Genomic DNA, 24,735 nt, shown 5'->3' with positions numbered 1-24,735 from the left:
ATCTCCCCCGCAAGGGGGGAGATCGGCTGTCACAGGCGCTTTCGCCAACTTGGTATTCAGCGCCACCCTCACCGCTTCACCTCCCACGTTGTCACGCGCTCTCCGGTGACGGGGTCCTTGCCGTCCTTCAATTGTACGCCTTGTGCCAGCAGTTCGTCGCGGATGCGGTCGGCCTCGGCCCAGTTCTTCGACGCGATGAGCGCGAGGCGATTGGCGATCGCCTTGGCAACACCACCTTCATCAATGTCGGCCGAGGCGACATCGAAGCCGAGGAACAGCAGCGACGCCTTCAGCGAAGCCGCCGCGTCGTTGCCGTCCACGGCCTCGCCGGCCAACTGCGTCAGGACCTGGAAAGCGGCGTACGTGGCGAGATCGTCCGACAACGCATCGATGACCTCCACCGGCAACTGCCCCGCGGCCGGCGCAAGATCCGCCGCCCGTTTCCATTTGCGCAGCATGTTTTCGGCCTCCTCCAGCTTGCGCACGGAAAAGTCGATCGGTTCGCGATAATGCGTCATCAGCATTGCCAGCCGCAGCACCTCGCCCGGCCATTTGCGGCCGCCAAAGGTCTCCGTCTCCAGCAACTCGTTGATCGAATAGAAATTGCCGAGGCTCTTCGACATCTTCTGGCCCTCGACCTGCAGGAAGCCGTTGTGCATCCAGATGTTGGCCATGACGTCGGTGCCATGGGCGCAACGCGACTGGGCGATCTCGTTCTCATGGTGCGGGAAGATCAGGTCGAGGCCGCCGCCATGAATGTCGAAGACTTCGCCGAGATAGGCGGCCGACATCGCCGAGCACTCGATGTGCCAGCCCGGCCGGCCCCTGCCCCACGGGCTGTTCCAGCCCGGCTCTTCCGGTGACGACAGCTTCCACAGCACGAAATCTTGCGGGCTTTTCTTGTGCGCGTCGACGGCGATCCGAGCGCCGGCCTGCTGCTCGTCGAGATTGCGCTTCGACAATTGTCCGTAGTCCGGCATCGAGGCCGTGTCGAACAGCACTTCACCCGCCGCGACATAGGCATGGCCGCGTCCGATCAGGCTTTGAATCAAGGTGATCATGTCGGCCTTGCCATCAGCGCGGGGCTCGACGAATTCGGTGGCGCGCGGCTCGACCGTCGGCTCCAGGCAGCCGAGAACGGCCACATCCTTGTGGAATTGGTCAGCGGTCTTTTCGGTGACCCGCCGGATCGCCTCGTTGAGCGAGAGCGTGCCGGAAGCGATCTCGCTGCCGAAGTCCCGCAAGGCGCGCGCGTTGATCTTGTCGTCGACGTCGGTGATGTTGCGCACATAGGTGACGTGCGTCTCGCCATAGAGATGGCGCAGCAACCGGAACAGCACGTCGAAGACGATCACCGGCCTGGCATTGCCGATGTGGGCGAAGTCGTAGACCGTCGGACCGCAGACATACATGCGCACATTGAGCGGATCGATCGGGACGAAATCCTCTTTCGTCCGCGTCAGCGTGTTGTAGAGGCGCAGGCCATGCGATGCGTCAGACATTCGTGCCTTCCCGGTTCGTTATGTTTTGACCGGAGCCGGGCGCCCGTCGAGGCGCAAAACAGACTCCAGCCTGCTGGCCGGGGCGTTTGTCCAATCTGGGGAAGATGAGGCGAAAACGTCCGGACCAGCGCGAGGCTAGCCAATAATGCAAATGCCACAAATGGCGAAAGGCGTTTTCATGGGCGGCTTTATCGCCTTGGCAGGTGTTGCCGTCAAGTCGCCAGTTTCGGCAAAAACGTCGTTGGATCACAGGTAAAGGCGCGCAGAAACATTTTATTAAACATGTCGGCACAGTGATGAAACATTCGTCGACTAGTTCAGCAGGCGTCACGATTTGGTCAGAATCGGCTATCAAACGGCAGACACGAAAATGTTACCTGGGAAGAGAGACATGCCCCGAACCAAGCAGGAATCCAACCGCGCCAAGCAACCGGCGCTGGCCAACCACTACCGCGCCATCGGCCCGGCAGCGATCGTCGCCGCCCTTCTCCATACCGCGAAGAAGAAAAAGCCGGCGCAGAAGATCGTATCGCCTCGCGCTGCTTGAACTGGTGCGCGACCGGCCCCGAAGGCGCCGGCAACATAGCGCTGACATGCGTCTCTAAAGCGGACATGCGCCTCTAAAACAGCGTCATCTGACTGTCGTCCGCACCAGGCTTCTGGCGCCTGACCTTCCCGGGCTCCGGCCCGATCTCGCCCCTCTCCTGAATCTCCGGTCCGGTGTTGACGACCTTGTTGACGAGGTCGGACACGGGAATTGCCTCGAAGAAATCAGTCTGCGCCGGCCGCAACAGGTCGGCGACATCGCGCGGCTCGAGCGTGCGGCAATCCAGCCAACGGGCAAAGTCGCTGGGATCGATCACCACCGGCATGCGGTCATGGATATGGGCGATGTCGGCATTGGCATCGACGGTCAGGATGGCGCCGGTGTCCATTTCCGAACCGCCCGGCTCGGCATAGGTCTCGATCAGTCCGGCAAAGGCGACCACCCCGCCATGCCTGGGCCGTATCCAGTAAGGTTGCCCCTTCTTGCCCCCGGTTTGCCGCCACTCATAGAAGCCGGAAGCCGGCACCAGCGCACGACGATGGCGCATGGCGGCCTTGAACGAAGCCTTTTCGGCGGCCCCTTCGGAGCGTGCGTTGAAAAGCAGCGGAAACTCCCTGGTGTCCTTCACCCAGGTCGGGATCAGCCCCCAGCGCACCAGCATCGGCTGGCGGTCCGGCAGATTGGAGCCCGGCGCCCGCGGAGCACCGGCGATCGCCACCAGGATCGGCTGCGTCGGCGCGATGTTGTAGCGCGCCGGGAAATCCTCAAGCCCCGCCACGCCCAGAAAGGCGGCGGTCCGATCCGGTGTCGCGGTCAAGGCAAAACGTCCGCACATGGTCGACTGGTACCCTTCGGCTGGTTCAGCTTGAAAGTGGCGATGGAACCGGCGTTGCGCAATCGCCAAAGCTTCCCCATGCTGGGCGGTCCACAACAGACCTGCCTTCAGATGAGCCTGATCGGGAATCCATGAACGAAGCTCGCAAGACACTTCCGGCCGTCTCGGTGGCCGTCGTGCGCGGCGACACCGCGCTCCTGGTCAAGCGGGCGCGGCAGCCATCGCAAGGGCTCTATGCCTTTCCGGGCGGCAAGGTCGAGACGGGCGAGACGCTCGAGGCCGCGGCAAAGCGCGAATTGCTGGAAGAAACCGGCCTGCACGCCACCGACTACCGCCCGCTTCGGGAAATCCACATCGACGGCAGGGATGACGGCCACCCGGTCGATTACCTTCTGACAGTGTTCGGAGCCGCCTATGCCGGCGGCGAGGCGGTGGCCAGCGACGACGCCGAGACAGCCGCCTTCTATACGCTCAGCGAGATGGCAGGGCTGCCACTTGCCGGCTCGGTCCTTGCCGTAGCCCAAGACTTGTTGGCCTAGGCGCAGACGTCGGGCTGCACCCCTGAAAATCGCCTTGCGGGCGACAAATTGTTTCGCCACAAAGACTTATGCTATTTGGCCAAGAGAGCTTATGAACCGTCCATCCCTGCTCCTCGCCGTATGCCTGGCCGTTAGCTCGGCCGTCTCGACGCGGCCGGCGCTCAGTGCCGAATCGCCGTTCGAGCCCGGGCTGATGCGGCTGGCGGAAGTTCTGGGATCGCTGCATTTCCTGCGCAATTTGTGCGGTGAGAAAGGCGACCAGTGGCGTGTCGAGATGCAGAAGCTCCTCGATTCGGAAAATCCGGACGCCGAGCGGCGCGCCCGCTTCATCGCCAGCTTCAATCGCGGCTACCGCTCCTTCGGCGGCACCTACACGCAGTGCACCCCCTCGGCCACCGAAGCCATCAGCCGCTATATGAAGGAAGGCGAGACGCTGTCGCGCGACATCGCCTCGCGTTATGGCAACTAGGCATTCCGAACTGCCCATCCACAGATATTCGGACCTCCGACTTGTGCCAGGTGACATCTTGGTGCAATCCTCGTGTGGCACTTCTGCAACAGTCTTAATGAAACCTTACCGCGCGAATGCGGAATTAACTCAAACTGAAGGTTTTCGCCCCGCAGGCCGCCCTAATCGGCTAAGTTTGTCCCGAGTTGAACGCAGCTTCGCGCACGGCAATCGGGCTTTGTAAAAAACGATCAAAAAAATGTCGTATTTACAAATACTTAATTGACCCTGCGTGTGAAATGAACAGATCAAGCCTGATCCACATCGACGGATCGCCGCTTGAAAGGGTGGACATCGCATATGGAACATGGTGTCAACGACATCGACGCGCTGGTCAGGGAAGAGAAGCGCCTGACCGCCGTGGAAAGCCACAGCGAAGCCTGGGCGGAAGGTCTCTCCGCCGGCATAGAGCCCGAGATCATTGCCGAGGCAGCGCTGGAGACGGCGTTCGGCGAGATGTTGCGTGCCAATGGCGAGACCTCGGCGCTTGCCCTGCTCGACCGTATGCGTGAAAAGGTGATTGCTGGCGCCTTCGAACCTGAACGGCTGCGGCACTGAACCGACATCCGGTTCTTTGACGGCAGATTGCCGCTCGGGCGTCATGCCCGGAAGCAGGGAGAAACGGGCAGTGAGTTTTTCGATGTCAGGCAAGCCGGTTGGCTTGGTCCTCTACATCTGCTTCGCCGCTGGCTGTGCCGCGATTCCCCTGGTTCTCGTCAGCAGCCCCGCTTATGCGCTGAGCGAGATCAAGCGCGAAGAGCTCCCCGCACCCGTCACGCCGCCTGCGGACGACGACATGTCGCCGCCGGGAAGCACCGTGCCAATGCCCGACCCAGTAGGAACGCCGCCTCCAACCAGCAAACCGGCTGGCCCTGACGAAGCCGAGCCGGACAGCCCGCCGAGCGGTGGCGGCGTGACCAGGCCGCGCGTCGATCCGGAAACGCCAGTGCCCGAGGTCGTCTACGATCTCGGCAGGCTGCCGGAACCGGTACGGCGGATGCACGACCTGATCGTCGAAGCCTGCAAAGGCGGCGACATCGAAAAGCTGCGGCCTTTGATCGGCACGGGCGACAGCACGACACAATTGTCGCTGACCGATATAGACGGCGACGCCATCGCCTTCCTCAAGGGTCTCTCCGGCGATCCGGACGGCCAGGAGATCCTGGCCATCCTGGAAGAGGTGCTGAGCGCCGGCTACGTCCACCTCGATGCCGGCAAGCCCGAAGAACTCTATGTGTGGCCGTATTTCTTCGCGCTGCCACTGGACAAGCTCGACGCCAAGCAACGGGTCGAACTTTTCAAGATCGTCACCGCGGGCGATTTCGACGACATGAAGCAGTTCGGCGCCTACATCTTCTACCGCGTCGGCATCACGCCCACCGGACAGTGGACATTCTTCGTCGCCGGCGATTGAGCCTTTTTGGCCCGCCTTGCGGGAGGTTGGGGGCCTAGCGAGGCAATGCCTCGGAAAACTCCACCGCCCTGCCCTGGCCCGGCGCCACGATCTCGCCTTCCCACATGACGCGGCGGCCGCGAATGACGGTGCCTACCGGCCAGCCGGTCACTTGCTTGCCATCATAGGGCGTCCAGCCGGCTTTCGAGCCTGCCTGCGCGTTGGTGATGGTCTCGCGTCGCTTCATATCGACAATGGTGAAATCGGCGTCGTAGCCGGCGCCGATGCGGCCCTTTCTCGCCATGCCGAAAATCCGCTGCGGACCGTGGCTGGACAGGTCGACAAAGCGCTGCAACGTCAGCCGGCCGGCGTTGACATGGTCGAGCATGATCGGCACCAGCGTCTGTACACCGGTCATCCCCGACGGCGAGGCCGGATAGGGTTTGGCTTTCTCGGCAAGTGTGTGCGGTGCGTGGTCGGAGCCGAGCACATCGACGATGCCTTGCGCTATGCCATGCCAGACGCCATCGCGGTGTCTGATGTCGCGCACCGGCGGATTCATCTGGATCAGCGTGCCGAGTCGCGCATAATCGTCAGCTGACAAGGTCAAGTGATGCGGCGTCGCCTCGCAGGTCGCGACATCCTTGTGCTGTTGGAGGAACAGAATCTCCTCCGCCGTCGAGATGTGCAGGACATGGATGCGGGCGCGAACAGTGCGCGCGATGCGCACCAGCCGCTCGGTGCAGCGCAACGCGGCGATCTCATCTCGCCAGACCGGGTGCGATGACGGGTCGCCCTCGATGCGTTCGCCCAGACGCTCGCGCAGCCGGAACTCGTCCTCGGAGTGAAAGGCGGCGCGGCGGCGCGTATTCCTCAGAATCGAGGCGACGCCCTCGTCGTCCTCGACCAGCAGGTCACCGGTGGACGAACCCATGAAAACCTTGATCCCGGCCGCACCCGGCAGCCGCTCGAGCTCGCCGACGTCTTTCGCATTCTCGCGGGTGCCGCCAACCCAGAAGGCAAAATCGCAGTGCATGCGACCACTGCCGCGGCGGACCTTGTCGGCAAGCGCTGCCTCGCTGGTGGTCAGCGGATTGGTGTTGGGCATCTCGAACACGGCGGTGACGCCGCCCAGGACCGCCGCCCGCGAACCCGTCTCCAGATCTTCCTTGTGCTCCAGTCCCGGCTCGCGGAAATGCACCTGGCTGTCGACGACACCCGGCAGGATGTGCAGGCCGCGGCAGTCGATCGTCTCGCCGGCCGAGGCGTGGCCGAGATCGCCGATAGCAGCGATGCGGCCGTCCTTCACACCGACGTCGCGAGCCCCTTCGCCGTCATGGTTGACCACTGTGCCGCCTGTCAGGATGAGGTCGTAGGTCATGGCCATGCTCTCTTGCGGGGGGAGTGCCAGCGGCTTACGTAAAGGCCGACCGTTTTGCAAGATCAGGCTGCTTTCGCCAATGCCCTATGCCCAGCTCAAAGACCGCGCACTCATCTCCGTCTCGGGCCCCGATGCCGAGCATTTCTTGCAGAACATCCTAACCACCGATCTCGACATATTGACACCGGGCCAAGCAAAACCGGGCGCGCTGCTTTCGCCGCAAGGCAAGATCCTGTTCGATTTCCTGATCTCGCGTGCCGGCGAGAATGCATTCAGGCTCGAATGCCGTGCCGACATTTCAGATGATTTCATACGCCGGCTGACGCTCTACAAGCTGCGCGCCAAGGTCGAGATTGCCAAAGCGGATCAGGCGCTTGTCACCGTCGCATGGGGAGTTGAGTCAACCACCTCACAATCTGATTCAACGGCGGCCGATACGCGCTTTGCGAACGGCGCCGTCACGCGTTCCTATGGCCAAGCGGATGAGCGGAGCGACCTTGCCGCATGGCAGGCCTCCCGCATCGCCAGCGGGATTGCCGAATCCGGCAGCGACTACCAACTTGGAGACGCCTTCCCGCACGACGTGCTGCTGGACGAAACCGGCGGTGTCGGTTTCAAGAAGGGCTGCTATGTCGGCCAGGAGGTTGTCTCGCGCATGCAGCATCGCGGCACGGCCAGGCGGCGCGTGCTGATCGTCCAGGCTGGACTTCCCCTGCCCGCCGCGGGCACCGAACTGACAGTCGAGGGGCGGCCCGTCGGCACGCTTGGCTCGAACGCCGGCACGATCGGGCTCGCCATTGCCCGCATCGACAGGGTCAAGGCGGCGCTCGACGCCGGCCAACCGATCATGGCGGGCGACGTGCCGGTTGTCGTGGCCATCCCCGCATGGGCGAAGTTCAGCTTTCCGCAGGAAGCCGTCAGTGCGGAGGAGGCCTGATGGCGGCCGATCGCGTCGGCGCGCCGCCACGCGCCTGGCAGCGCATGCTGTCCGGCCGCCGGCTCGACCTGCTCGACCCCTCGCCGCTCGACATCGAGATTTCGGACATTGCGCATGGGCTCGCCCGCGTTGCCCGCTGGAACGGCCAGACCAGAGGCGAGCACGTCTTTTCGGTCGCCCAGCACTCGCTGCTTGTCGAGGCGCTGTTTTGCGACCTCGTGCCTGCGGCTTCGGCCGACGCCCGGCTGGCGGCGCTGCTGCACGATGCCCCCGAATATGTCATCGGCGACATGATCTCGCCGTTCAAATCGGTGATGGGCGGCAGCTACAAGGACTGTGAATTGCGATTGCAGCGCGCCATCCATCTGCGCTTCTCGCTGCCGCCGGAACCAGCCGCGGCACTGCGCAAGGAGATCAAACGCGCCGACCAGATCGCCGCCTATTTCGAAGCAACGTTGCTTGCCGGTTTTTCGACCGCCGAGGCGACCGAGTTCTTCGGCCGGCCGCGCGGTTTCAATGCCGATCGCTTCGATTTCACGCCACGATCGGTGACCTCAGCGCAAAATGCGTTCCTGAAGCGCTTTTCGGCAATCGAGAAGTCGCGCCACCAGGTTCCAGTACCCGCGATCGGCTGAAAAACGCTAAATTAACCGGGGGCGACCACACTAGCCCGTTCGATCACGATCCGCAGGCGCCTTATGCCCGTCGCTGATGCCATGGATGGTTCGGCCGTCCCGGAACCGGGGGCCGAAGGCATGGATCGGCCGCGCTCCATTGAAGACGAACTGCGCGAACAGAACGAACGCTTTTCGGCTGCGGTCGAGAACATGTCGCATGGGCTGTGCATGTTCGACGCCGACGAGCGCATGATTATTTGCAATGTCAACTACATCAACATCTTCTGCCTCAACCCCAAGGTGATGCGGCCCGGCATCCGGTTCCTCGACATCCTGCGCCACAGCGTCGACATCGGCATCGCCTCGCAAAGCGCCGAAGAACTCTACGCCATCCGCAAGCCCTATATCGACCAGGCGAAAGCCTCGACCTACGAGGAGACGCTGTCGGACGGCCGTATCATCAACATTTCGCATCGCCCGCTGGCTTCGGGCGGCTGGGTCTCCATCTACGAGGACATCACCGAACAGCGACGCGCAGAGCGGGATCTCAAGGAACAGCATCGCCGCTTCGACGCAGCCCTTGCCAACATGTCGCAAGGCCTGCTGATGTATGACGCCGACGGCAGGCTGATCGTGCGCAACCAACGCATTCTGGAGCTCTATGGTGTCGGCGAGGCAGACCTTCCGCTGGGCATGGGTCTGCGCGAACTCCTTGAGCGGCTTGTACGCCTGGGTGTCTATCCGCCCATCGATATCGATGGCGAGGTCCTCAAAACTGAAGCCCGCCTGCAGATCGGCCAGACGCGATCGACCCCTCGTCAGCTTGCCGACGGACGAACGCTGATGATCGCGCGTCGGCCGATGAGTGGTGGCGGCTGGGTCGCCACGTTCGACGACGTCACCGAAAGCAGGCTGGTCGAAGAGCGCATGACCCATCTTGCGCATCACGACACGCTGACCGGACTGCCCAACCGCTCGATGCTTCGCGAACGGCTCGACCAAGCACTGGAGGATGCGACTTCACCGCTGGCGATCTTCTCTCTCGATCTCGACCGCTTCAAGGCGATCAACGACACCTTGGGGCATCCGGCCGGCGACTGGCTGCTAAAAGGCGTGGCCGAGAGGCTGCGGCGTTGTCTGCGCGATGAAACAGACATCGTCGCCCGTTTCGGCGGTGACGAGTTCGTCATCATCCAGTCCAACTTCAAAGACCTTGCCGATGCGGAAAAACTGGCGAAATGTATCGTCGAGGCGATCGCAAAACCGTTTCGCGACAAGAGCCGGGAGATGCATGTCGGCATCAGCCTTGGCATCGCCGTTTTCCCCAACGACGGCAGGGATGCCGACACACTGCTAAAGAACGCCGACACGGCGCTGTACAGGGCGAAGAGCGAAGGACGCAACCTGTACCGCTTCTTCGAGCCAGCAATGGACGCCACGGTGCAGGCGCGCCGGGCGCTTGAGGTCGACCTTGAGACAGCGCTGCCGCGCCACGAATTCGATCTCGATTTCCAGCCCATCATGAACATAGAATCCGGCGGGATCGTCGGCGCGGAAGCCTTGATGCGCTGGCATTCGCCGACACGCGGCACGGTGGCGCCGGACAACTTCATTCCCGTCGCCGAAGAAACCGGGCTGATCGTGCCGCTTGGCGAGTGGGCATTGAGGAAAGCCTGCGTGGCGGCGGCAAGTTGGCCTTCCCTGCGCATCGCGGTCAATGTCTCGGCCGTGCAGCTCAAAAGCGGCGGCTTTGCTCGCAGCGTCATCTCGGCGCTGGCCTTCTCCAGCGTTCAAGCCAGCCGGCTGGAACTGGAAATCACCGAAACCGTGCTGATGGACGAGAGCGAGACCGTGCTGAAGACGCTGCGCCAATTGCGCGGGCTGGGCATCCGCATTGCGCTCGACGATTTCGGCACCGGCTATTCCTCGCTCGGCTATCTCAGGCGTTTTCCCGTCGACAAGATCAAGATCGATCGTTCGTTCATCCGCGACATCGGCAATCGCGACACAGCCGCGATCGTTCGCACCATCATCGGGCTGGGCGCCGAACTCGGCATCACGGTCACCGCCGAGGGTGTCGAGACCGAGATGCAGCTCGACATGCTGCGCCGCAACGGTTGCGTCGAGGCGCAAGGCTATCTGATCGGAGTTCCGTCAAAGGCAGCGGATATTCAGCGCCTGCTGCAATCGCGCGCGTTGCACAGCCAGACCGGCTGAACAGACCACCGTCAGCGCAATGTCTCGATGTATTTTTCGTGGAAGCTGACATAGCCCGGTTCGACCACCTTCAGATGGCGCTGGACCAGCGCATGAAACTCCGGCAGCTGATGAAACGGCACGCCGGGATAGGCGTGATGCTCGGCATGGAACGGCATGTTCCACGCCAGCTTGCGGACCAGCCAGTTGGTCAGCGTGGTCCTGGTGTTCTCCAGCATGTTGGCGACGAACGGACAGCGACCGTGCTCGGCCAGGAGATAGAGGCGCAAGAACGGCTGTCCGAGCAAGGCCGGCACGATCCAGATATGGAGAAGCACCGTGAGCCGGAAATAGACGGCCAGCAGAATGACCACGGCATAGAAGGTCATCGTGGCGCGCGCCTCAATGCGCACCTTGGCGTGCCCCTTTGGCGGAACATAGCTCCCCCGATCCCGGTCCATCACATTGCCATAAAGCGTCTTGAGGTGGCCCCACCACGTCGGGATGCCGGAGACATGGACGAGGTATTGCCGCCATGTCTCCGGTTTGGGGAAAGCCAGTTCCGGATCATTGTCCGGGTCCTGGGTGTATCGGTGGTGGGCGAAATGGAAGTAGCGGAACCAGTCCGCCGGCAGTGCGATCACCAGGCTGCAGACCCGCGCCACGGCATCGTTCAGCCACTGCGTTTCGAAGGCCGTGCGATGAACCGTCTCGTGCAGCAGCGTGAACAGGAAAACGATCAGGATGCCTTGCGGCAGCATCAGCAGCGGCCAGAACGGCACCTTGGCGGCGATCAGCGATCCGATGACCACGATCGCACCCCAATGAGCGCCAAGCTGAACGAGACCTGAGACATCCGACTTGGCGGTCAGCCGATTGCGCTCTTCCTGCGTCAGAGATGCAATTACGTCGCGATGGTCCACTGGCGTCATCCGGAGTTCGAAAATGTCGATGTCGATGCTCATCGTATTGAACAAGAAAACTTTCTAAAAACGAGGAATTGTGCGATTTAGATAAGGTTACCTTATCTATCGGGCATCATGATCGCTTTTCCATCCTTGCGCGGGCTCCAGGCTTTCGAAGCGGCGGCGCGTTCCGGCAGCTTCGCCGCGGCAGCCGAAGAGCTGTCCATCTCGGCCGCCGCGGTCAGCCAGCTGATCCGGACCATCGAAGACCAGATGGGCCGCAAGCTGTTCAACCGGGTCAACCGCCGCGTCGTCCTCACCGACGCCGGCAGGGAAATACTGCCTCGGCTGACAACGGCATTCAGTGAGATCGGCAGCGTGTCACGCGAACTGGGCGGCGCCGAATTCCGCTCCCGGCTCGTCGTGTCGGTCCCGCCATCCATGGCGATGGGGTGGCTGTCGTCGCGCCTGGCGGGCTTTGTCGCGGCCCACGGCGCTGTCGACATATCGCTCAGAGGCGAAGATGATCCGGTATCGTTCGACCGCGACCTGATCGACATCCGCCTTTCCTATGGCCGTTCGCACTATCGCGACCAGGCAACGGAAGACATCGCCAGGGATGCCGTCTACCCGGTTTGCGCGCCTGATCTCGTCGCGACGAACAGATCTCTGGACGCCACCGCCCTCACCGGCCTGCTGCTGATCCACACCGACTGGGGACCGACCGGCGCGTCGTTCCCGTCCTGGCGCAACTGGTTCGAGGCGATGGGCATCGAGCCTGGCCGGGCAGCGCAACGCGGCCTGTCGGCCAATTCGTCGCGGGCGGCGCTCGATCTTGCCATTTCGGGCCTTGGCGTGGCGCTGGCGCAAGGGATCTATTGCGCCGAGGCGGTAGAGGATGGCCGACTGGTCAGGCCGCTGACCCAGGCGCTGGAGCTGCGCCAGTCCTATTGTCTGACCACCCCGGAGCGCAGCAACAAGCGCGATGTGGTGGTGGCGTTTCGCCAATGGCTGATCGAGGAATGCGTGCGCGCGGTCAAATTACCGGCACTGATCGAGGGCCGTTGACGGCTCCCGCTCAGAGGTGCCCGCTCAATGCCCCTACCATGTCCTTGCTCGTCGCCACGGGAATGATCTCGAACTCCACCAGATCGGCCCATTCGATGACCCAGCGCTGCAGCAGCGTGACGTCATCGGCCTCCACCAGCAGGAAGCAGCGGCTCATGTCCGCAGCGATCCAGCTGTGGTGCACGAGCAGTTCGTCCGGCTTCAGGCGGCCGCGATCGCGGAAGCGGCGATAGATCTCCTTGCGATCGCAGCCGGTAAAATCCTCGATCACGATGAACAGCATCTTTTCCCCTCGGTGATTACCGGCCTGGCCGGTCCAGCCGCTCCAGGAACCACTGCGTCAGCCGCACCCAGACCTCGTCCTTTTCGCCGGAATCCTCCCAGCCATGGTCGAGGTTCGGATTGTCGTTGACCTCGATGACGAAGACGCCATCCTTGGTCTCCTTGAGATCGACGCCATAGAGCCCGTCACCGATGCAGCGCGCCGCCTTCACCGCCGTCTCGACGACATGCGCCGGGGTTTCCTTCAGCGTGAAGGTCTTGATGCCGCCCTGGTCGGGCTTGCCGTTGGCCTTGTGGTTGACGATCTGCCAGTGCTTCTTGGCCATAAGATAGTGGACGGCAAACAGCGGCTGGCCGCCGAGCACGCCGACGCGCCAGTCATATTCGGTCGGAATGAATTTCTGCGCGATCAGAAGATCGGAATCCTCAAGCCATTCCGTGGCGAGCGTCTTCAACTCCTCGAAGTCAGCGCATTTCTTGACGCCGCGCGAGAACGACGAATCGGGGATCTTCAACACCAACGGAAAGCCGAGCGTCTGCGCCGCCAGTTCGAGATCCGAGCTGCCGGCGATCATCACCGTCGGCGGCACCGGCACTTTGTTGTAGGCCATCAGCTCGTTGAGATAGACCTTGTTGGTGCAGCGGATCATCGACAGTGGATCGTCGATCACCGGCATGCCTTCCTGCTGGGCACGGCGGGCGAAACGATAGGTGTGGTTGGAGATCGAAGTGGTCTCGCGGATGAACAGCGCGTCGTAGTTGGCGAGCTTGGCGAGGTCCCGCTTGGTGATCGGCTCGATTTCGACGCCCATCTTTTCGGCGATCTTGGCCCAGTAGCGCAGCGACGAGATCTCCGACGGCGGCAGTTCCTCATGCGGATCGACCAGCGTGGCGAAGGTGTAGCGCGCCGGCGTGCGGCCCTTGGTGTCGCGCCACTCGCGGCTGGTGTAGGTCTCCAGGCACTGGATGAAGCTTTTTTCTTCGTCCTCGGTCATCCGCGCCAGCGGATGGAAGCCGATCTTGCGGATCGAAGCCCATTCGGCGCTGTCCTTGATGTGGACTTCGAGCGCCGGTGCGCGGAACCAGTCGAACAACAGCTTGGCGAAACGGTCCCAGATTTTCGAGGGGCCGATGCCGAAGAAAATGCAGACCTTGGTTGGAAAGGCGCCGCCGAGATCCTTGCGGCACTTGTTGAGTGCCAGTTCCAGTTCCGGCAACGCATGTTCGTAGAGCTTGCGCTCCGACAGGTCGATCATCGTCTCGACGGTCGGAATGACCTTGTGGCCACGTGAGCCCGCCAGCAGCGAGGCGTAATAGCCGCGGCTCTGGTAGCCGTAATTGTTCGAAAGGTTGATGACCTTCGGCCGCTGGCCGCGAAACAGCGACGGATGCGCAAGATAGTCACGGTTGGTGATGATCTTGTGCGGTGTCGCCACCTGATCGAGATCGCTCTGCCGGCCGGTAAGGATGACCCAGGTCATTGTCTGTCGCGCTTTCCCAGAGTGATGGCGGCACGCAGTCCGTCGCGGCCGAACTGGGCCATGTTCATGAAGATGCCGTAGGGCACGGGAATGTTGGCGGCATCAAGGATGGTCTCCTGTCTTTCGTCCTCGACCCAGGGATCGTGGATCAGGATATGGTCGCCGTCATCGCCGATGGCCAGCACCCAGTGCGGGACCTTCTTGCCGAACATAAGGAAACCGCTGATCAGCACCAGCACCAGTTTTCCCTCCGCGATCGCGGCGCGAATGTCGTCGATGGTGAATGGACGGTAATTCACCGGGATGCCGTAAAGTTCCGCGCGGCGGCGAAAGTCGACCTGGGCCAGTTCCATCACCCGGCGCTTGTCCTCGCTGCGCACCGACTGCAGGAACAGCGCGCCGTAGAACGAAACATAGATCTCCGCCGCAAGCCCGCTTTCGTAGCCCGAGACAGCCAGGCCGAACGGTTCGCAGCCACCAGGCCCCGACATCATGAAGACAGTCGTCGCCTCGCGCCACAGTCGGATTTCCATGACCGGATCCGGCACGAAGCCGCGATCGAAATTGGCCATCGCCATCATCAGGCAGCATGGGCCGCAGGTGAATTCACAGGTCTGCTGGTAGAACGGCACCTTGGTGGCGATCGGAATGTCGCCGCGCAAGGTCTTTTCATAGCGAAGCGCTGTCTCGCCGTCCTCGTAGTAGCCGGATTCGCGGCCGATCTTGCGATAGCCGGCGTGCTCATAGATGCGGATGGCCCGGCTGTTGTCCTCGCGCACCTCGAGACGCAGCATCATGCGGCCGTGCTCGAAGGCGGCGTCTTCCGCGGATCCGAGCAGCATGCGGCCAACACCCAGCCCACCGAAGAAGGGGCCGGTCGCGATCGAGTAGAGACGCGCCACGCCGCTACCCTTGCGAAACAGCACGATTGCATAGCCGGCCACGCGGCCATCGACTTCAGCGACCAGCGTCTCGGCGGTTTCGCGCTCGATGAACAGGCGGAAGGAGCGGCGGGAAATACGGTCGCTTTGGAAAACAGCTTTCTCGATGGCGGCGAGATCATCGACGTCAGACGCGCGGGCCGTGCGGATTTCGGCAGGCATGCGGCTTGAGAAAACCTCGATTGGTGGTGGGAAATGTCCTACTCGAAAACGCTCAAGACATCAGAAGAAATACCGATGGCCACAAAGCGCTATCGCACCTCGAATAGGGCCGAATTGTGACAGATTCGGCAGCAGCCTGGCGATGCAAAACGCTTTGAACAGGATCACTATTCATGGATTGGCGTCGCCATCAAAGCGCCTTTTCAACTGGCCAGGCCAGCCATAAGCTGGCCATAGGCGCTCTTTGCCACGACTGCCAATTGCTCGCGTGGCAGCGAACCGACGACGGCACAGCCATAGCCCTTGTCCAGCCAGTAGACGGCCTGGGGACCGTCTTGCGCCGATGCATAGGTTCCCTTCGCATTCTGCGCCGATTGCGCGGTGACAAACAGAGATATGCGCTCGCCCTTGTCGTCCTCGTAGAGCAGCATCGCGGCCTTGCTTTCTCCGGCCGGCAGCAACCGGCCACCGACCAATTGGAAGCCGTTTGCCGTCAGGTCGGGCGCGACCAGCTTCAGCCCGACCCGGTTGGACAGCCAGGTCTGCAGATGATCCTTGTCGCTGGCCGGCACCTCGACCGCATGCCGCTTTTCGGCGGCGAAGACGACATGGGCCGCGATCGCCTGTTCGGCCAGCCGATCTTCGGCCGGATTCTCCTGTCCGACGCCGTCGATGCCGGCAAGGTAGCCGCCAAGCCCGCCGGCGACCACAAGCATGGCCGCCGCGGCGGCAAGCCACCAGCGCGAGCGCGACGCCGCAGCCTTGACCGGCGTCTCGCCGAACACGACCTTGCGCAACCGCACTGGGACGGTTTCGTCCAGCACGCTGGCGAAGGCGGCGCGCAATGCCGTCCGATCGGCGGTGAAACGGGCGCTCCTGGCCTTCATCTCGGGATTGGCGTCGAGCCAGGCATCATAGGCGGCGCGCTCGTCAGCCGGCAGCTCGCCATCGATCGCCATGTGGATGTCACGTTCGGAGAAGTCGCGGCGGATCATTTCTCGACGATCCTTATTGCGCGACGGCGCGCCGTGTCGTCCAGCAGCCCGCGCAATTCCTCACGCCCGCGCGCAATGCGCGACATCAGCGTGCCTGCAGGGACGCCCAGAATGTTGGCGGCTTCGGCATAGGAAAACCCTTCGATGGCGACCATGACAAGAGCCGCACGGCGGTCGGGGCTGATCGCCTGCAAAGCGTCGATGATCTCGCGCGAAGCGATGCTCTCCATTTGCTCGGCCGGCTGGGCCACCGCCTCGCCGGCTTCCAGCGGAAGCATCGTCGCCTCGCCGCGACGGTTCACCTTGCGCATCTGGTCGATGAACAAATGATGCATGATCGTAAACAGCCACCTCCTGGGGCTTTCTCCCGTCTGCCAGTTGTCGAGCCGGACAAGCGCCCGCTCTAGGCAATCCTGAACGAGATCGTCGGCAGCATCGCGGTCGCGCAAAAGCGAGCGTGCGTAGCGGCGCAGTCGCGGTATTTCGCCAAGGATTGCTGCCTTCTTTTCGTGCATGACCGCTGGTTCTGGGTCGCCCTTGTTGATCCGATATTGAACGCGCCTTCTCGGCGCGGCGCAAGCGGCCAGCGCGAAGCGGTCCGCCGCCCCGGTCACCCAAGCAATGAGATAACGAGATGACCGGCCGTTTTATTCCCACCAATCAGGGGAGAAGCCGAATTATCCTAAATCCGTCAGCAAGAAATCGCTGCCCTTGTAGAGCAGCGGAACATTGAGGGTCTTCGCACAAGCATAAGCGAAACAGTCACCGAAATTCAGATCGGCTTGATGCCCAATGGCCTTGCCATAGCGAGCGCTGGCATTGATGGCGTGGAGACCGATCTCTTCGCCGATCACCACATTTTCTCCGCCAATTTCCAAGGTGAATTGATCGACCAGATCGCGAGCCTTGAGGAGGGCCTCAGCCGTCGGTTTGCGGGAGCCGGAGGCTGCGCGCGCCAGCGCCTGTGTCGCTTCAAAACGCACCAATGGAGAAACGTAGGACCGGCCGGAAAAACCGGAAAGCCGCTTGATCAATTCCTCCCAACCCGGATCCCGGTTGAGAATGGCGACGATCACCGACGCATCGACAAACATCAGTCTTCCCACATCTCGTCGGTGAACTTCTTCATGTCGAAGTCGGGATTTGGCAGCCCTAACTTGGTCGCCTCCGCCTGCAGCCTCGCCAGCCGGTCGAGCAGCGGCACCTTGGCGCGATTGCGCTCGAGTTCGTGCACAAGTGCGGTCCTAACCGCCTCCGTCTTGCTCGGAGCGTTCGTCTCGCGCTGCAATTTGGCGGCCAGCGCATCCACTTCGTCGTCACGGATATAGAGCGGCATCTGAATATCTCCTAATCGATATTCAGATATTCCATCTTGCATATTCTATCAAGGATGCATCTTCATGTCCCTTTTGCCGCCCGCGTCAAGAGCCGCTGGTAGAACAGGCCGATGCCGATCAGCACGGCGCCAAGGCCGATGAAGGACAACGCCCGCAACACGCCTTCCAGCTCCGACATGTCGAAGACAAAGACCTTCAGCACGGCGACCGAGATCAGCACGGCCGAGGCAATGCGCAGCACCTGCGATTTCAGCCAGACGCCGGCTGTGAGCAGGACCACACCGATGACCAGCCAGAGTGCCGAGTAGGTGTAGGTTTCCAGCTGGCCGAGACCGCTCCACAGGCCAATGAACTCGCCCTTGAACAGACGCCTCACCGACAGAGTGGCGTAGGCGAAGGCAAGCACGGCCGCCACCAGCGCCAGCATCTGCGCATACCATTTCGGTCGCTTGTCCCTTGCATATAGGGCCAGCCCGCCGGCAGCGATGGCCGGCAGGAGATAGGCAAGGAACAACAGGTTGAAGACCGGGATCTGGCCTGTCGATTCGTCGGTGAACAGCGGGTTCAGCACCACGAAATGCCGAATGACGATGAAAGCCACCGAAACCACGCCCGCCGCCATCGAGCCATAGCGCAGCACCGAGCTTGGCGAGCGCATGTCGATGGCGACCAGGATGGCGCCGGCGCCGATGGCGATCAGCGTGTAGATCGCCTGCTCGGCGAGCGTCATCGCACCCGTGTCGATGACGCCGCCATGCATGGCATGGCGCACCAGCATGGCGAGCGTGAGCAACGCAAACAGTGCCGCCGCCGCTTCCATGGCGAGGCGTGGGCGGCCGTTGGTGGTGCGGGCAAGCTGCCAGGCGGCGAAACCGAAGGCGAGCGCCGGCACGCCGTAGCCCGGCAGCAGCCAGTTGAAGACCGGCGTGGTCGACAGGAACTCGGCGCCGACAATGGTCGGGTCAAAGGCGACGCGGCCAAGCACGGCAATCACCGCGCCAACCGAAATCCAGCCGAGCACCGGATAGGAACGCCAGCGCGTCGCCAGCGCCGGCACGATCGCCGCTGCGCCGATCAGGATGGTGGTCCAGCCGGAATCGAACGCCATATGCAGCATAAGGAGGCCGGCGACCGCCGCACCGCCCAGGGCAAACGACACCGCCACGCCGCCGGTGAGAGGCGGCTCTTCGCTGCGTGCGATCCACTCGCTGCCGGCCGCGAAAACCACGACCAGCAGTGCTGCGGCGGCGGCGTAGACAAAGTCGCGGTCGAGATTGCCGAAGGTGAACCAGAGCGCCAGCAGCACGACCAGCGGCACGATGACGCCCCACGCCGCCCATGAGGCCGCGCGGATCTGTGTCGCGGCGGCGAACCTGCGGGCGGCCCAGAAGCCGGCGCCTATGAAGACCAGGCCAAGCGCGATGCCGATGCGCAATGTCAGCGCGTTGGACGTGGCCACGGGCAAGCCATCGACGCCCAGAGCACCGGCCGAAAAGTCGGAGGCGATCGAGGTCGGCGGGATGATGCCGAGATAGATCATCACCGTCACCAATCCTGCGGCATAGAGGAGCGGCAGTGCCAGTGGGCGATAGAGCGCGACGGCCACCATGGCGGCGATCAGCACGGCGCCCGGCAAAGCATCGCCGGCGGCGGCGAAGACCGGGTCGACCGACAGGCCGAGCGCCGAGAATGCGACGAACAGGCCAGGCACGATGGACGGCCAGTCGAAAGCCCTGGCCGGTCCGGCCTCGCCGCCACGACGGCCGAGCCAGACAAACGCAAGCACGGCCAGCGTGACGGCGTCGATGAACAGGATGGTGGAGAGGTTCGCGCCCGGCGCATCGGTCATGTAGAGGATGGTCCAGACACCGGTGCCGAAAAAGGCGGCCGCCATCAGCAACGTCCAGTCGCGCATGCGGGCGATGACGCCGGTGGCGACAAGCACGATCGCGAGATAGCCGAACAGCGCCCAGGGATTGGGCGCCTGCGAGGCAATCAGCATCGGCGTCACCATGGCGCCGACGAGGCCAATGCCGGCCAGCGCCTGGCCATGGACCAGGGCTGCAGCAATGGTCGCCACGCCGATGGCGCCGAGCAGCGTGAAGGCGAGCGCCGGGCCAATGAAGCCGTAAATGCCATGTGCGGCATAGACAGTGCCGAACAGGATGAAGGCACCGGCCGCTGTCAGGATCGCTGGAATATAGGCGCCGGCAGCGCCTTGCACCGGCACCTTGAAGCCGGTGCGGCGGATGAACTCGCCGCCGGCGACCAGCACCAGGCCGAGAACAGCGGCCATGGTCAGCCGCACGCCGGGGCCGAAAATGCCGGCCTCGATGGTGTAGCGGATCAGGAACAGGCCACCCAGCGCCAGCGCGAGGCCGCCGACCCAGACCGCCCAGCGGGTGCCGAGTGCCGTTTCGACATCTGACTGGCGGGCGGCTTTCGCTGCCGCGGCGGGCTCGGCAGGTTCTGCTGCCTTCGGCGCCGCATCACTTGGCGCCCATGGCCCGGGCACGGCCTCGCCGGTCGGGATTTCTGCCTCCGTCACCGGAGCCTGCGCGGCGACCGGCTCGCTCACCGCCGGCAAGACGATATCGGCCGCTGCCGGAACGGCTGGAGCCACATCGTTGGGCGGCGGGCTGTCGGCCGCTGCCTGCTCGGACGGCTTGGCCGCAGGCGGCACAGCGCCCGAAAGGACAAAGCTGCGCAGTGCGCCAAGCTCGCGCTCGATCAGGCCGATGCGGTTCTGCTGGCGCGAAATGATGACGAACAAGGCAATGATGGCGACAAGGCCGATCAGGCTTTCAAACATGGCGGTTCCCCCAAACCAGGCCAGTTTTCACTGACGTTCAGTCTCACTGACATTCAAATGCGGCGGCCAAACGGCCTGAAAGTCAACGCGCCGCCAGATTGGCCGCGGAAAAGATCGAGCATGTTTCGGTGCCAAAAGCCAGCAGCTTGCCGCCGGCATCCTTCAGCGTCGCTTCCGACACCGCCAGCGTACGCCCCTTGTGGACGACCTTACCCTCGCAGATCACCTCGCCGGTCTTCGGTGTGATGGGCCGCGTCAAATTCACCTTGAACTCCGCGGTCGTATAGGCCTCACCCTTTTCGAGCAGCGTCTGCACGGCGCAACCCAATGCCGAATCGAGCAGCGTCGCCGCCCAGCCGCCATGCACGCTGCCCAGCGGGTTGAGGTGGCGCTCGTTGGGCACGCCTCGGAACACCGCACGTCCTTCCGACACTTCGGTCAGCGCGAAGTTGAGCTGGAAGGAGATCGGCGGCGCCGGATACTTGCCGTCGATGATACGCTGCAGCAGGTCCAGGCCGGTGTATTCGAGGATGTCGGCATGCGGAATCGTGCCGAGGCCGAGCGGTGAGACCCAGCCCGGATACAATTCGACCTCGCTCATGCTGCGTTCTCTCCGGTTATGGTCTTGCTGCGCGCGTGGTGTTTGCGCAGTGCGGCAAGGAAGCCGGCGCGAGCGTCGGGCGGCTCGATGCCGCGGGGCTCATAGACGTGGCGGGTGAAGAAGAAGCCGGTGAGGCGGAATGCGTCGTCTACCGCCGCCGGATCGCCGCGCTGGCCTGAGCCGCGCTGCAGGAAGGCCGGCAGCGCCAGCATCTTGTCGCGCCATGGCAAGCCTGCTTCGCGCGATACTGCGCGTCCGGATTTGGGTGAGACATAGGCTAGGTCCTGCCGCGTGCCGGTGGCGGCGCATTGACTGAGATCGAGGCCAAAGCCGAGTTCGTCCAGCACCAGAAGCTCGAAGCGCGCCACCAGTTCGCCGGCAGCGTCGGCATCGTCGAGATGAACGATCATCACGGCAAGCGTTTCGTAGAGACCTTCATGAGCGTCGCGCTCGGGCAACAGGCGCAGATGCGCGGCCATGGTCTGCAGCCCATAGACGGCCACCGCGCTGTCCATCAGCCGGGCGGCGTTCATCTCGATCGCCTCGGCCTGGAACGTGCCGAGATGCTCGTCAAGCCGCGCCCGCCACAACAGGTCGACGCGATTGCCGGGTTGGAGGACGGGCTGCTGCTTGCGCGAACGGCCGCCACGCACGAGGCCGAGATGACGGCCATGCGCACGTGTCATCACCTCGAGAATGGCGCTGGTTTCGCCATGCTTGCGGGTGCCGAGAATGATTCCCTCGTCGCGCCATTCCATTTCAAGAGCTTCTCACCGGTTGGATGGCGAAATCAAGGTATGGAGTTTGGCTCAACTGACAGAGCGATACAGCACAGTGCACAAAAAGCCGCCCGCAGCGATAACGCTGCGGGCGGCTGGTGAGATCAATCGATCCGTTAGAACGAGCGCTGGAAGCGGAGAATGCCGCCGACGCTGCTGTTCTTGTTGGCCTTGGTCCAGTTGCTGAAGTCGGCGTCGTCGAACTTTCCAGCATTGAGGTAATCGACTTCGGCCGTGACCGTAAAGCCGGGCACAACGGTGTAGGCAACGTTGGCGGCGACGCCGAGGTTCTTCCAGTCGTCATAAGAGATCTGGGCGTTGAACGCGGTCTTGTCGTTGAACTTGTAGGTGCCACCGCCCCAGACTGCCCAGTTGCCGCCCCACTGCTTGTAGAAGCCGCGACCTTTAGCGTTAATAGCGTTGGTCGGATCGTTGAGGTTGTCGTCCGTGCCGTAACCGCCGATGATGAACAGCGACAGTTCCTTGGTGACATTCACGTCCAAACGAACCTTGCCGGCCACTTCCTCGTAATTGCTGTCATAGGCGACGACGCCAGTGATCGCACCCCAGTCGCCCTTGTACTTCAAGCCGCCGACGACATGCGGAACATAGCTGTCGATGGTGCCGCCCTTGCCGGCGCCTTCTTCGAGAGAGACCAATCCCGTGAGGCCGTTGCCTGCGTCGAAGTAGTACTGAACGACGTTGCTCTCCTGCCCGCCATACGGAACCAGCGTATCCTGGATGACGTTGCCGGCATAGCCGATGAACGTATCGAAAGCCGTATCGTCCTTGCCGACGCGCAGGCCGCCGAGCTGAATCCAGGCGAAACGCAGCGAGGTAGACTTGTTGCGGCCTTGCCAGTCGTCCGCATTGGAGGCGGCCTGGTTGAGATAGTCGCCGCTGCTGTTGCCGTAGTTGAAGCGGGTCTCGGTGTAGGTCTTGAGGGTACCGAGCTCGGTCTCCTGACCGGTCCAGGTCTTCAGGGTGAAGCGGGTGTTCTTGTAGTAGGTCGAGTGCGTGTCGCCGGCGCTCTGGTGGTCCGGAACGTGGTTGACGCCATCGAACGTGCCGGCATCGCCGACGCCGATGTCATAACGGACATAGCCGCCGATGCGCAGGCAGGTTTCGGTGCCCGGGATGTAGAAGTAGCCGGCGCCGTAGACGTCGCAGATCTTGACGTATTCGGCCGGTTCCGGTTCGGCGACGACGACAGCGTCAGCCGCGCGCGCGCCACTGACCGCGATCAGTGCCGCGCCTGAGCCGAGAAGGAGGCTCTTGATGTTCATTTTCTGACTCTCCAGTCATAGTTTTAAATGGCTTCGGATTTGTGGCTGGCGGCAATGTTTTCCCGCCTCACCCCCACAACGAAAAAGGCGCGCACCGCTCGCCCTTTTCCGCGACGAACATACCCATCGACCTTCTGCCTTCAATGACGATTCCGGAAATAATTCCGTTTACATCAACAGATTAATGTTATGTTGCACAAATAACACTTGCCGTATTTCCAGTTAGCACAATTGGCACAACGTCATATATTCAATATACTTTCAGATAGTTTCGCGGCTAATTATCTCTTTGAGGCATCAAATTTCTACAATTGCCGCCTGTTCGCGAAATATGCGCCTATTTTCGGTGAAAACTGGCTGGATATTTCTTCAACCCCCGACCATCCGATGACATCCGTCCGCCACTTGCGCTCTGGCGGTGCGCCGAAATGCAGGGCGACGCCTACCTGGCCAGTTTTGCTTTTGCCGAGGCGATCGAACCCGCTGGAGCGCTGTCGCGTCGCTGATTGTGACTGCAGCCAACCGATGAACACGATTCTGTGTGAGTTCGTCGCGCGCCATTCGAGGCGGATCGTCCTGTAGCGCCAAGACAGCCGAGCGATGTCTGTCCGGCGGAAATATCGGAAATCTTTCAGAAACCGCTCGGGATTTTTGGCCGCGCCGGCGCCAATAGACACGGGTTGGCCGACCCCGGTCGACACGGACTGCCGAACAATTAGGCTGGCTCGTCTCCAGATGCATGTCGACCGATCGGGCAACCCGGCGACCTCTCGTGACCAACCTGCCCGCCGAGAGGACCTGACATGACTTCCGTCCCGAGCCTGGTGCGAAGGCACCAGCTGACCGCCTTCTTCTCGCTCGCGCTTGGCCTGACCTGGCTGGCGTTCATCCCATTCTGGCTGTCGAGTGGCGACAGCATTCCCTGGTTCACCTTCGGTCCGATGGTCGCCGGCTTCTCCGTCGCGGCCCTGTCCGGCGGGTGGGGTTCGGTCAAGGCCATCCTCGCCTCGATGGTGAAATGGCGGGTTCACCCGTTCTGGTACCTGATGGCATTCGGCCTGCCCTTCGGAACACAGTTGATCTCGATCCTAATCAATCCGCTGTTCGGCGCGACGGCACCGGCCTGGAGCAATATTCCGGCCCTCTCCGAGATGCTGCCGATCATAGCGCTATACGCAGTCTTCAGCGGCCCGCTCGGGGAAGAGCCTGGCTGGCGCGGCTTCGCAACGCCACGCCTACTCGCCAGCCATTCAGCGCTGACTGCCAGCCTGATCCTCGGCGTGATCTGGGCTGTCTGGCACTTACCGCTCGGCCTGGTCGGCGACCTCAGCCTCTACAGCACGATCAATGTCGTGCTGGCCGGAATCGTGTTCACCTGGCTCTATCAGAACACCGGCAGCGTGATGCTCGCCTTCATCATGCACGTGACGCACCAGAACAGCGTGCGCTTCCTCGGCAAGGTGTTCACCGGCGGCGACTATGTGCAGCAGCAGTGGATCGGCGTGGCCATCTGGGCGATCATCGCCGTCGCCATCGTCGCCTATTACCGCACCGAGAGCTTTGTTCGCCGGCCAAGGACGCAGCTTGCCGTGGCTGGCGCTGTCTAGGCGCGCAATGAGCGCGGTGTCCGA

Annotated in this window: 26 protein-coding genes; 10 read left to right on the top strand and 16 right to left on the bottom strand. The window is 62.6% G+C overall.

The window, feature by feature from the left end; all coding sequences use genetic code 11:
• Nucleotides 1–68: 68 nt before the first annotated feature.
• Nucleotides 69–1,502 (bottom strand): cysteine--tRNA ligase, encoded by a 1,434-nt coding sequence (gene cysS, locus AC0ZT5_RS03420; protein ID WP_488495255.1) that lies wholly within the window; start codon nucleotides 1,500–1,502, stop codon nucleotides 69–71.
• 391 nt (nucleotides 1,503–1,893) lie between these two features.
• On the opposite strand from cysS, the gene AC0ZT5_RS03415 reads away from it, so the two are divergent.
• A complete protein-coding gene (locus AC0ZT5_RS03415; protein ID WP_111549195.1) occupies nucleotides 1,894–2,049 on the top strand; it encodes a hypothetical protein in 156 nt (51 codons plus the stop codon).
• A 73-nt stretch (nucleotides 2,050–2,122) separates the two neighbouring features.
• Here AC0ZT5_RS03415 and AC0ZT5_RS03410 read toward each other — a convergent pair whose 3' ends face one another.
• Nucleotides 2,123–2,884, bottom strand: coding sequence for an SOS response-associated peptidase (locus AC0ZT5_RS03410; RefSeq protein ID WP_488495254.1), 762 nt, complete (start codon nucleotides 2,882–2,884; stop codon nucleotides 2,123–2,125).
• A 131-nt stretch (nucleotides 2,885–3,015) separates the two neighbouring features.
• Between AC0ZT5_RS03410 and AC0ZT5_RS03405 the strand changes: the two genes are divergently transcribed.
• The 4 genes from AC0ZT5_RS03405 to AC0ZT5_RS03390 all read left to right on the top strand — a co-directional run bounded on the left by AC0ZT5_RS03405 (nucleotide 3,016) and on the right by AC0ZT5_RS03390 (nucleotide 5,345).
• The gene (locus tag AC0ZT5_RS03405; protein ID WP_488495253.1) at nucleotides 3,016–3,423 is read left to right on the top strand and encodes an NUDIX hydrolase; all 408 of its coding nucleotides are present in this window, start codon (nucleotides 3,016–3,018) and stop codon (nucleotides 3,421–3,423) included.
• Between the two features lie 91 nt (nucleotides 3,424–3,514).
• Entirely contained in the window at nucleotides 3,515–3,892 is a 378-nt protein-coding gene (locus AC0ZT5_RS03400) for a TIGR02301 family protein (protein WP_095086530.1), read from the top strand.
• Between the two features lie 339 nt (nucleotides 3,893–4,231).
• Nucleotides 4,232–4,489 (top strand): hypothetical protein, encoded by a 258-nt coding sequence (locus AC0ZT5_RS03395; RefSeq protein ID WP_008874920.1) that lies wholly within the window; start codon nucleotides 4,232–4,234, stop codon nucleotides 4,487–4,489.
• 70 nt (nucleotides 4,490–4,559) lie between these two features.
• The gene (locus tag AC0ZT5_RS03390; RefSeq protein WP_488495252.1) at nucleotides 4,560–5,345 is read left to right on the top strand and encodes a hypothetical protein; all 786 of its coding nucleotides are present in this window, start codon (nucleotides 4,560–4,562) and stop codon (nucleotides 5,343–5,345) included.
• A 34-nt stretch (nucleotides 5,346–5,379) separates the two neighbouring features.
• Here the strand turns inward: AC0ZT5_RS03390 and AC0ZT5_RS03385 are convergent, their stop codons facing one another.
• On the bottom strand, nucleotides 5,380–6,711 hold the full coding sequence (locus tag AC0ZT5_RS03385) for a dihydroorotase (protein ID WP_488495251.1): 1,332 nt from the start codon (nucleotides 6,709–6,711) through the stop codon (nucleotides 5,380–5,382).
• Between the two features lie 73 nt (nucleotides 6,712–6,784).
• Between AC0ZT5_RS03385 and ygfZ the strand changes: the two genes are divergently transcribed.
• From ygfZ to AC0ZT5_RS03370, 3 genes are all read left to right on the top strand, one after another.
• On the top strand, nucleotides 6,785–7,642 hold the full coding sequence (ygfZ, locus tag AC0ZT5_RS03380; protein WP_488495250.1) for a CAF17-like 4Fe-4S cluster assembly/insertion protein YgfZ: 858 nt from the start codon (nucleotides 6,785–6,787) through the stop codon (nucleotides 7,640–7,642).
• Nucleotides 7,642–8,277, top strand: a complete 636-nt coding sequence (locus tag AC0ZT5_RS03375; protein ID WP_488495249.1) for an HD domain-containing protein — start codon at nucleotides 7,642–7,644, stop codon at nucleotides 8,275–8,277. The genes ygfZ and AC0ZT5_RS03375 overlap by 1 nt, the downstream gene beginning before the upstream one ends.
• A gap of 63 nt (nucleotides 8,278–8,340) precedes the next feature.
• Nucleotides 8,341–10,476: a putative bifunctional diguanylate cyclase/phosphodiesterase gene (locus tag AC0ZT5_RS03370; protein WP_488495248.1), complete on the top strand. Its 2,136-nt coding sequence runs from the start codon at nucleotides 8,341–8,343 to the stop codon at nucleotides 10,474–10,476.
• 11 nt (nucleotides 10,477–10,487) lie between these two features.
• On the opposite strand, the gene AC0ZT5_RS03365 is transcribed toward AC0ZT5_RS03370, so the two are convergent.
• A complete protein-coding gene (locus AC0ZT5_RS03365) occupies nucleotides 10,488–11,378 on the bottom strand; it encodes a fatty acid desaturase family protein (RefSeq protein WP_488495281.1) in 891 nt (296 codons plus the stop codon).
• 117 nt (nucleotides 11,379–11,495) lie between these two features.
• Here AC0ZT5_RS03365 and AC0ZT5_RS03360 point away from each other — a divergent pair, with 117 nt between their 5' ends.
• On the top strand, nucleotides 11,496–12,428 hold the full coding sequence (locus AC0ZT5_RS03360) for a LysR substrate-binding domain-containing protein (protein ID WP_488495247.1): 933 nt from the start codon (nucleotides 11,496–11,498) through the stop codon (nucleotides 12,426–12,428).
• A 10-nt stretch (nucleotides 12,429–12,438) separates the two neighbouring features.
• On the opposite strand, the gene AC0ZT5_RS03355 is transcribed toward AC0ZT5_RS03360, so the two are convergent.
• The 12 genes from AC0ZT5_RS03355 to AC0ZT5_RS03300 form a co-directional block, all read right to left on the bottom strand.
• Nucleotides 12,439–12,711 (bottom strand): DUF3303 domain-containing protein, encoded by a 273-nt coding sequence (locus AC0ZT5_RS03355; protein WP_488495246.1) that lies wholly within the window; start codon nucleotides 12,709–12,711, stop codon nucleotides 12,439–12,441.
• Nucleotides 12,712–12,727: 16 nt separating this feature from the next.
• On the bottom strand, nucleotides 12,728–14,191 hold the full coding sequence (locus AC0ZT5_RS03350) for a RimK family ATP-grasp domain-containing protein (RefSeq protein ID WP_477287371.1): 1,464 nt from the start codon (nucleotides 14,189–14,191) through the stop codon (nucleotides 12,728–12,730).
• A complete protein-coding gene (locus AC0ZT5_RS03345; RefSeq protein ID WP_184871205.1) occupies nucleotides 14,188–15,294 on the bottom strand; it encodes a peptidase C39 family protein in 1,107 nt (368 codons plus the stop codon). The genes AC0ZT5_RS03350 and AC0ZT5_RS03345 overlap by 4 nt, the downstream gene beginning before the upstream one ends.
• Before the next feature lie 203 nt (nucleotides 15,295–15,497).
• Entirely contained in the window at nucleotides 15,498–16,289 is a 792-nt protein-coding gene (locus AC0ZT5_RS03340) for an anti-sigma factor family protein (RefSeq protein ID WP_477287373.1), read from the bottom strand.
• Nucleotides 16,286–16,804 (bottom strand): RNA polymerase sigma factor, encoded by a 519-nt coding sequence (locus AC0ZT5_RS03335; RefSeq protein ID WP_184871207.1) that lies wholly within the window; start codon nucleotides 16,802–16,804, stop codon nucleotides 16,286–16,288. The genes AC0ZT5_RS03340 and AC0ZT5_RS03335 overlap by 4 nt, the downstream gene beginning before the upstream one ends.
• Nucleotides 16,805–16,966: 162 nt before the next feature.
• Nucleotides 16,967–17,383 (bottom strand): type II toxin-antitoxin system VapC family toxin, encoded by a 417-nt coding sequence (locus AC0ZT5_RS03330; protein WP_488495245.1) that lies wholly within the window; start codon nucleotides 17,381–17,383, stop codon nucleotides 16,967–16,969.
• Complete coding sequence (locus tag AC0ZT5_RS03325; protein WP_488495244.1) at nucleotides 17,383–17,625, bottom strand: type II toxin-antitoxin system VapB family antitoxin; 243 nt, start codon at nucleotides 17,623–17,625, stop codon at nucleotides 17,383–17,385. Before AC0ZT5_RS03325 ends, AC0ZT5_RS03330 begins: the two co-directional genes overlap by 1 nt.
• A gap of 62 nt (nucleotides 17,626–17,687) precedes the next feature.
• Nucleotides 17,688–20,438, bottom strand: a complete 2,751-nt coding sequence (locus tag AC0ZT5_RS03320; RefSeq protein ID WP_488495243.1) for a DUF2339 domain-containing protein — start codon at nucleotides 20,436–20,438, stop codon at nucleotides 17,688–17,690.
• Between the two features lie 82 nt (nucleotides 20,439–20,520).
• A complete protein-coding gene (locus AC0ZT5_RS03315) occupies nucleotides 20,521–21,039 on the bottom strand; it encodes a PaaI family thioesterase (RefSeq protein ID WP_488495242.1) in 519 nt (172 codons plus the stop codon).
• A complete protein-coding gene (recO, locus tag AC0ZT5_RS03310) occupies nucleotides 21,036–21,797 on the bottom strand; it encodes a DNA repair protein RecO (RefSeq protein ID WP_488495241.1) in 762 nt (253 codons plus the stop codon). Before recO ends, AC0ZT5_RS03315 begins: the two co-directional genes overlap by 4 nt.
• A 137-nt stretch (nucleotides 21,798–21,934) precedes the next feature.
• The gene (locus AC0ZT5_RS03305) at nucleotides 21,935–23,104 is read right to left on the bottom strand and encodes a porin (protein WP_488495240.1); all 1,170 of its coding nucleotides are present in this window, start codon (nucleotides 23,102–23,104) and stop codon (nucleotides 21,935–21,937) included.
• 305 nt (nucleotides 23,105–23,409) lie between these two features.
• Nucleotides 23,410–23,805, bottom strand: a complete 396-nt coding sequence (locus AC0ZT5_RS03300; protein ID WP_488495239.1) for a hypothetical protein — start codon at nucleotides 23,803–23,805, stop codon at nucleotides 23,410–23,412.
• Nucleotides 23,806–23,907: 102 nt separating this feature from the next.
• Between AC0ZT5_RS03300 and AC0ZT5_RS03295 the strand changes: the two genes are divergently transcribed.
• Nucleotides 23,908–24,711: a CPBP family intramembrane glutamic endopeptidase gene (locus AC0ZT5_RS03295; protein WP_488495238.1), complete on the top strand. Its 804-nt coding sequence runs from the start codon at nucleotides 23,908–23,910 to the stop codon at nucleotides 24,709–24,711.
• Nucleotides 24,712–24,735 lie beyond the last annotated feature (24 nt).

It is taken from the genome of Mesorhizobium sp. CNPSo 4670, assembly GCF_057784235.1.
This window is presented reverse-complemented; position numbering and strand designations above follow the sequence as displayed.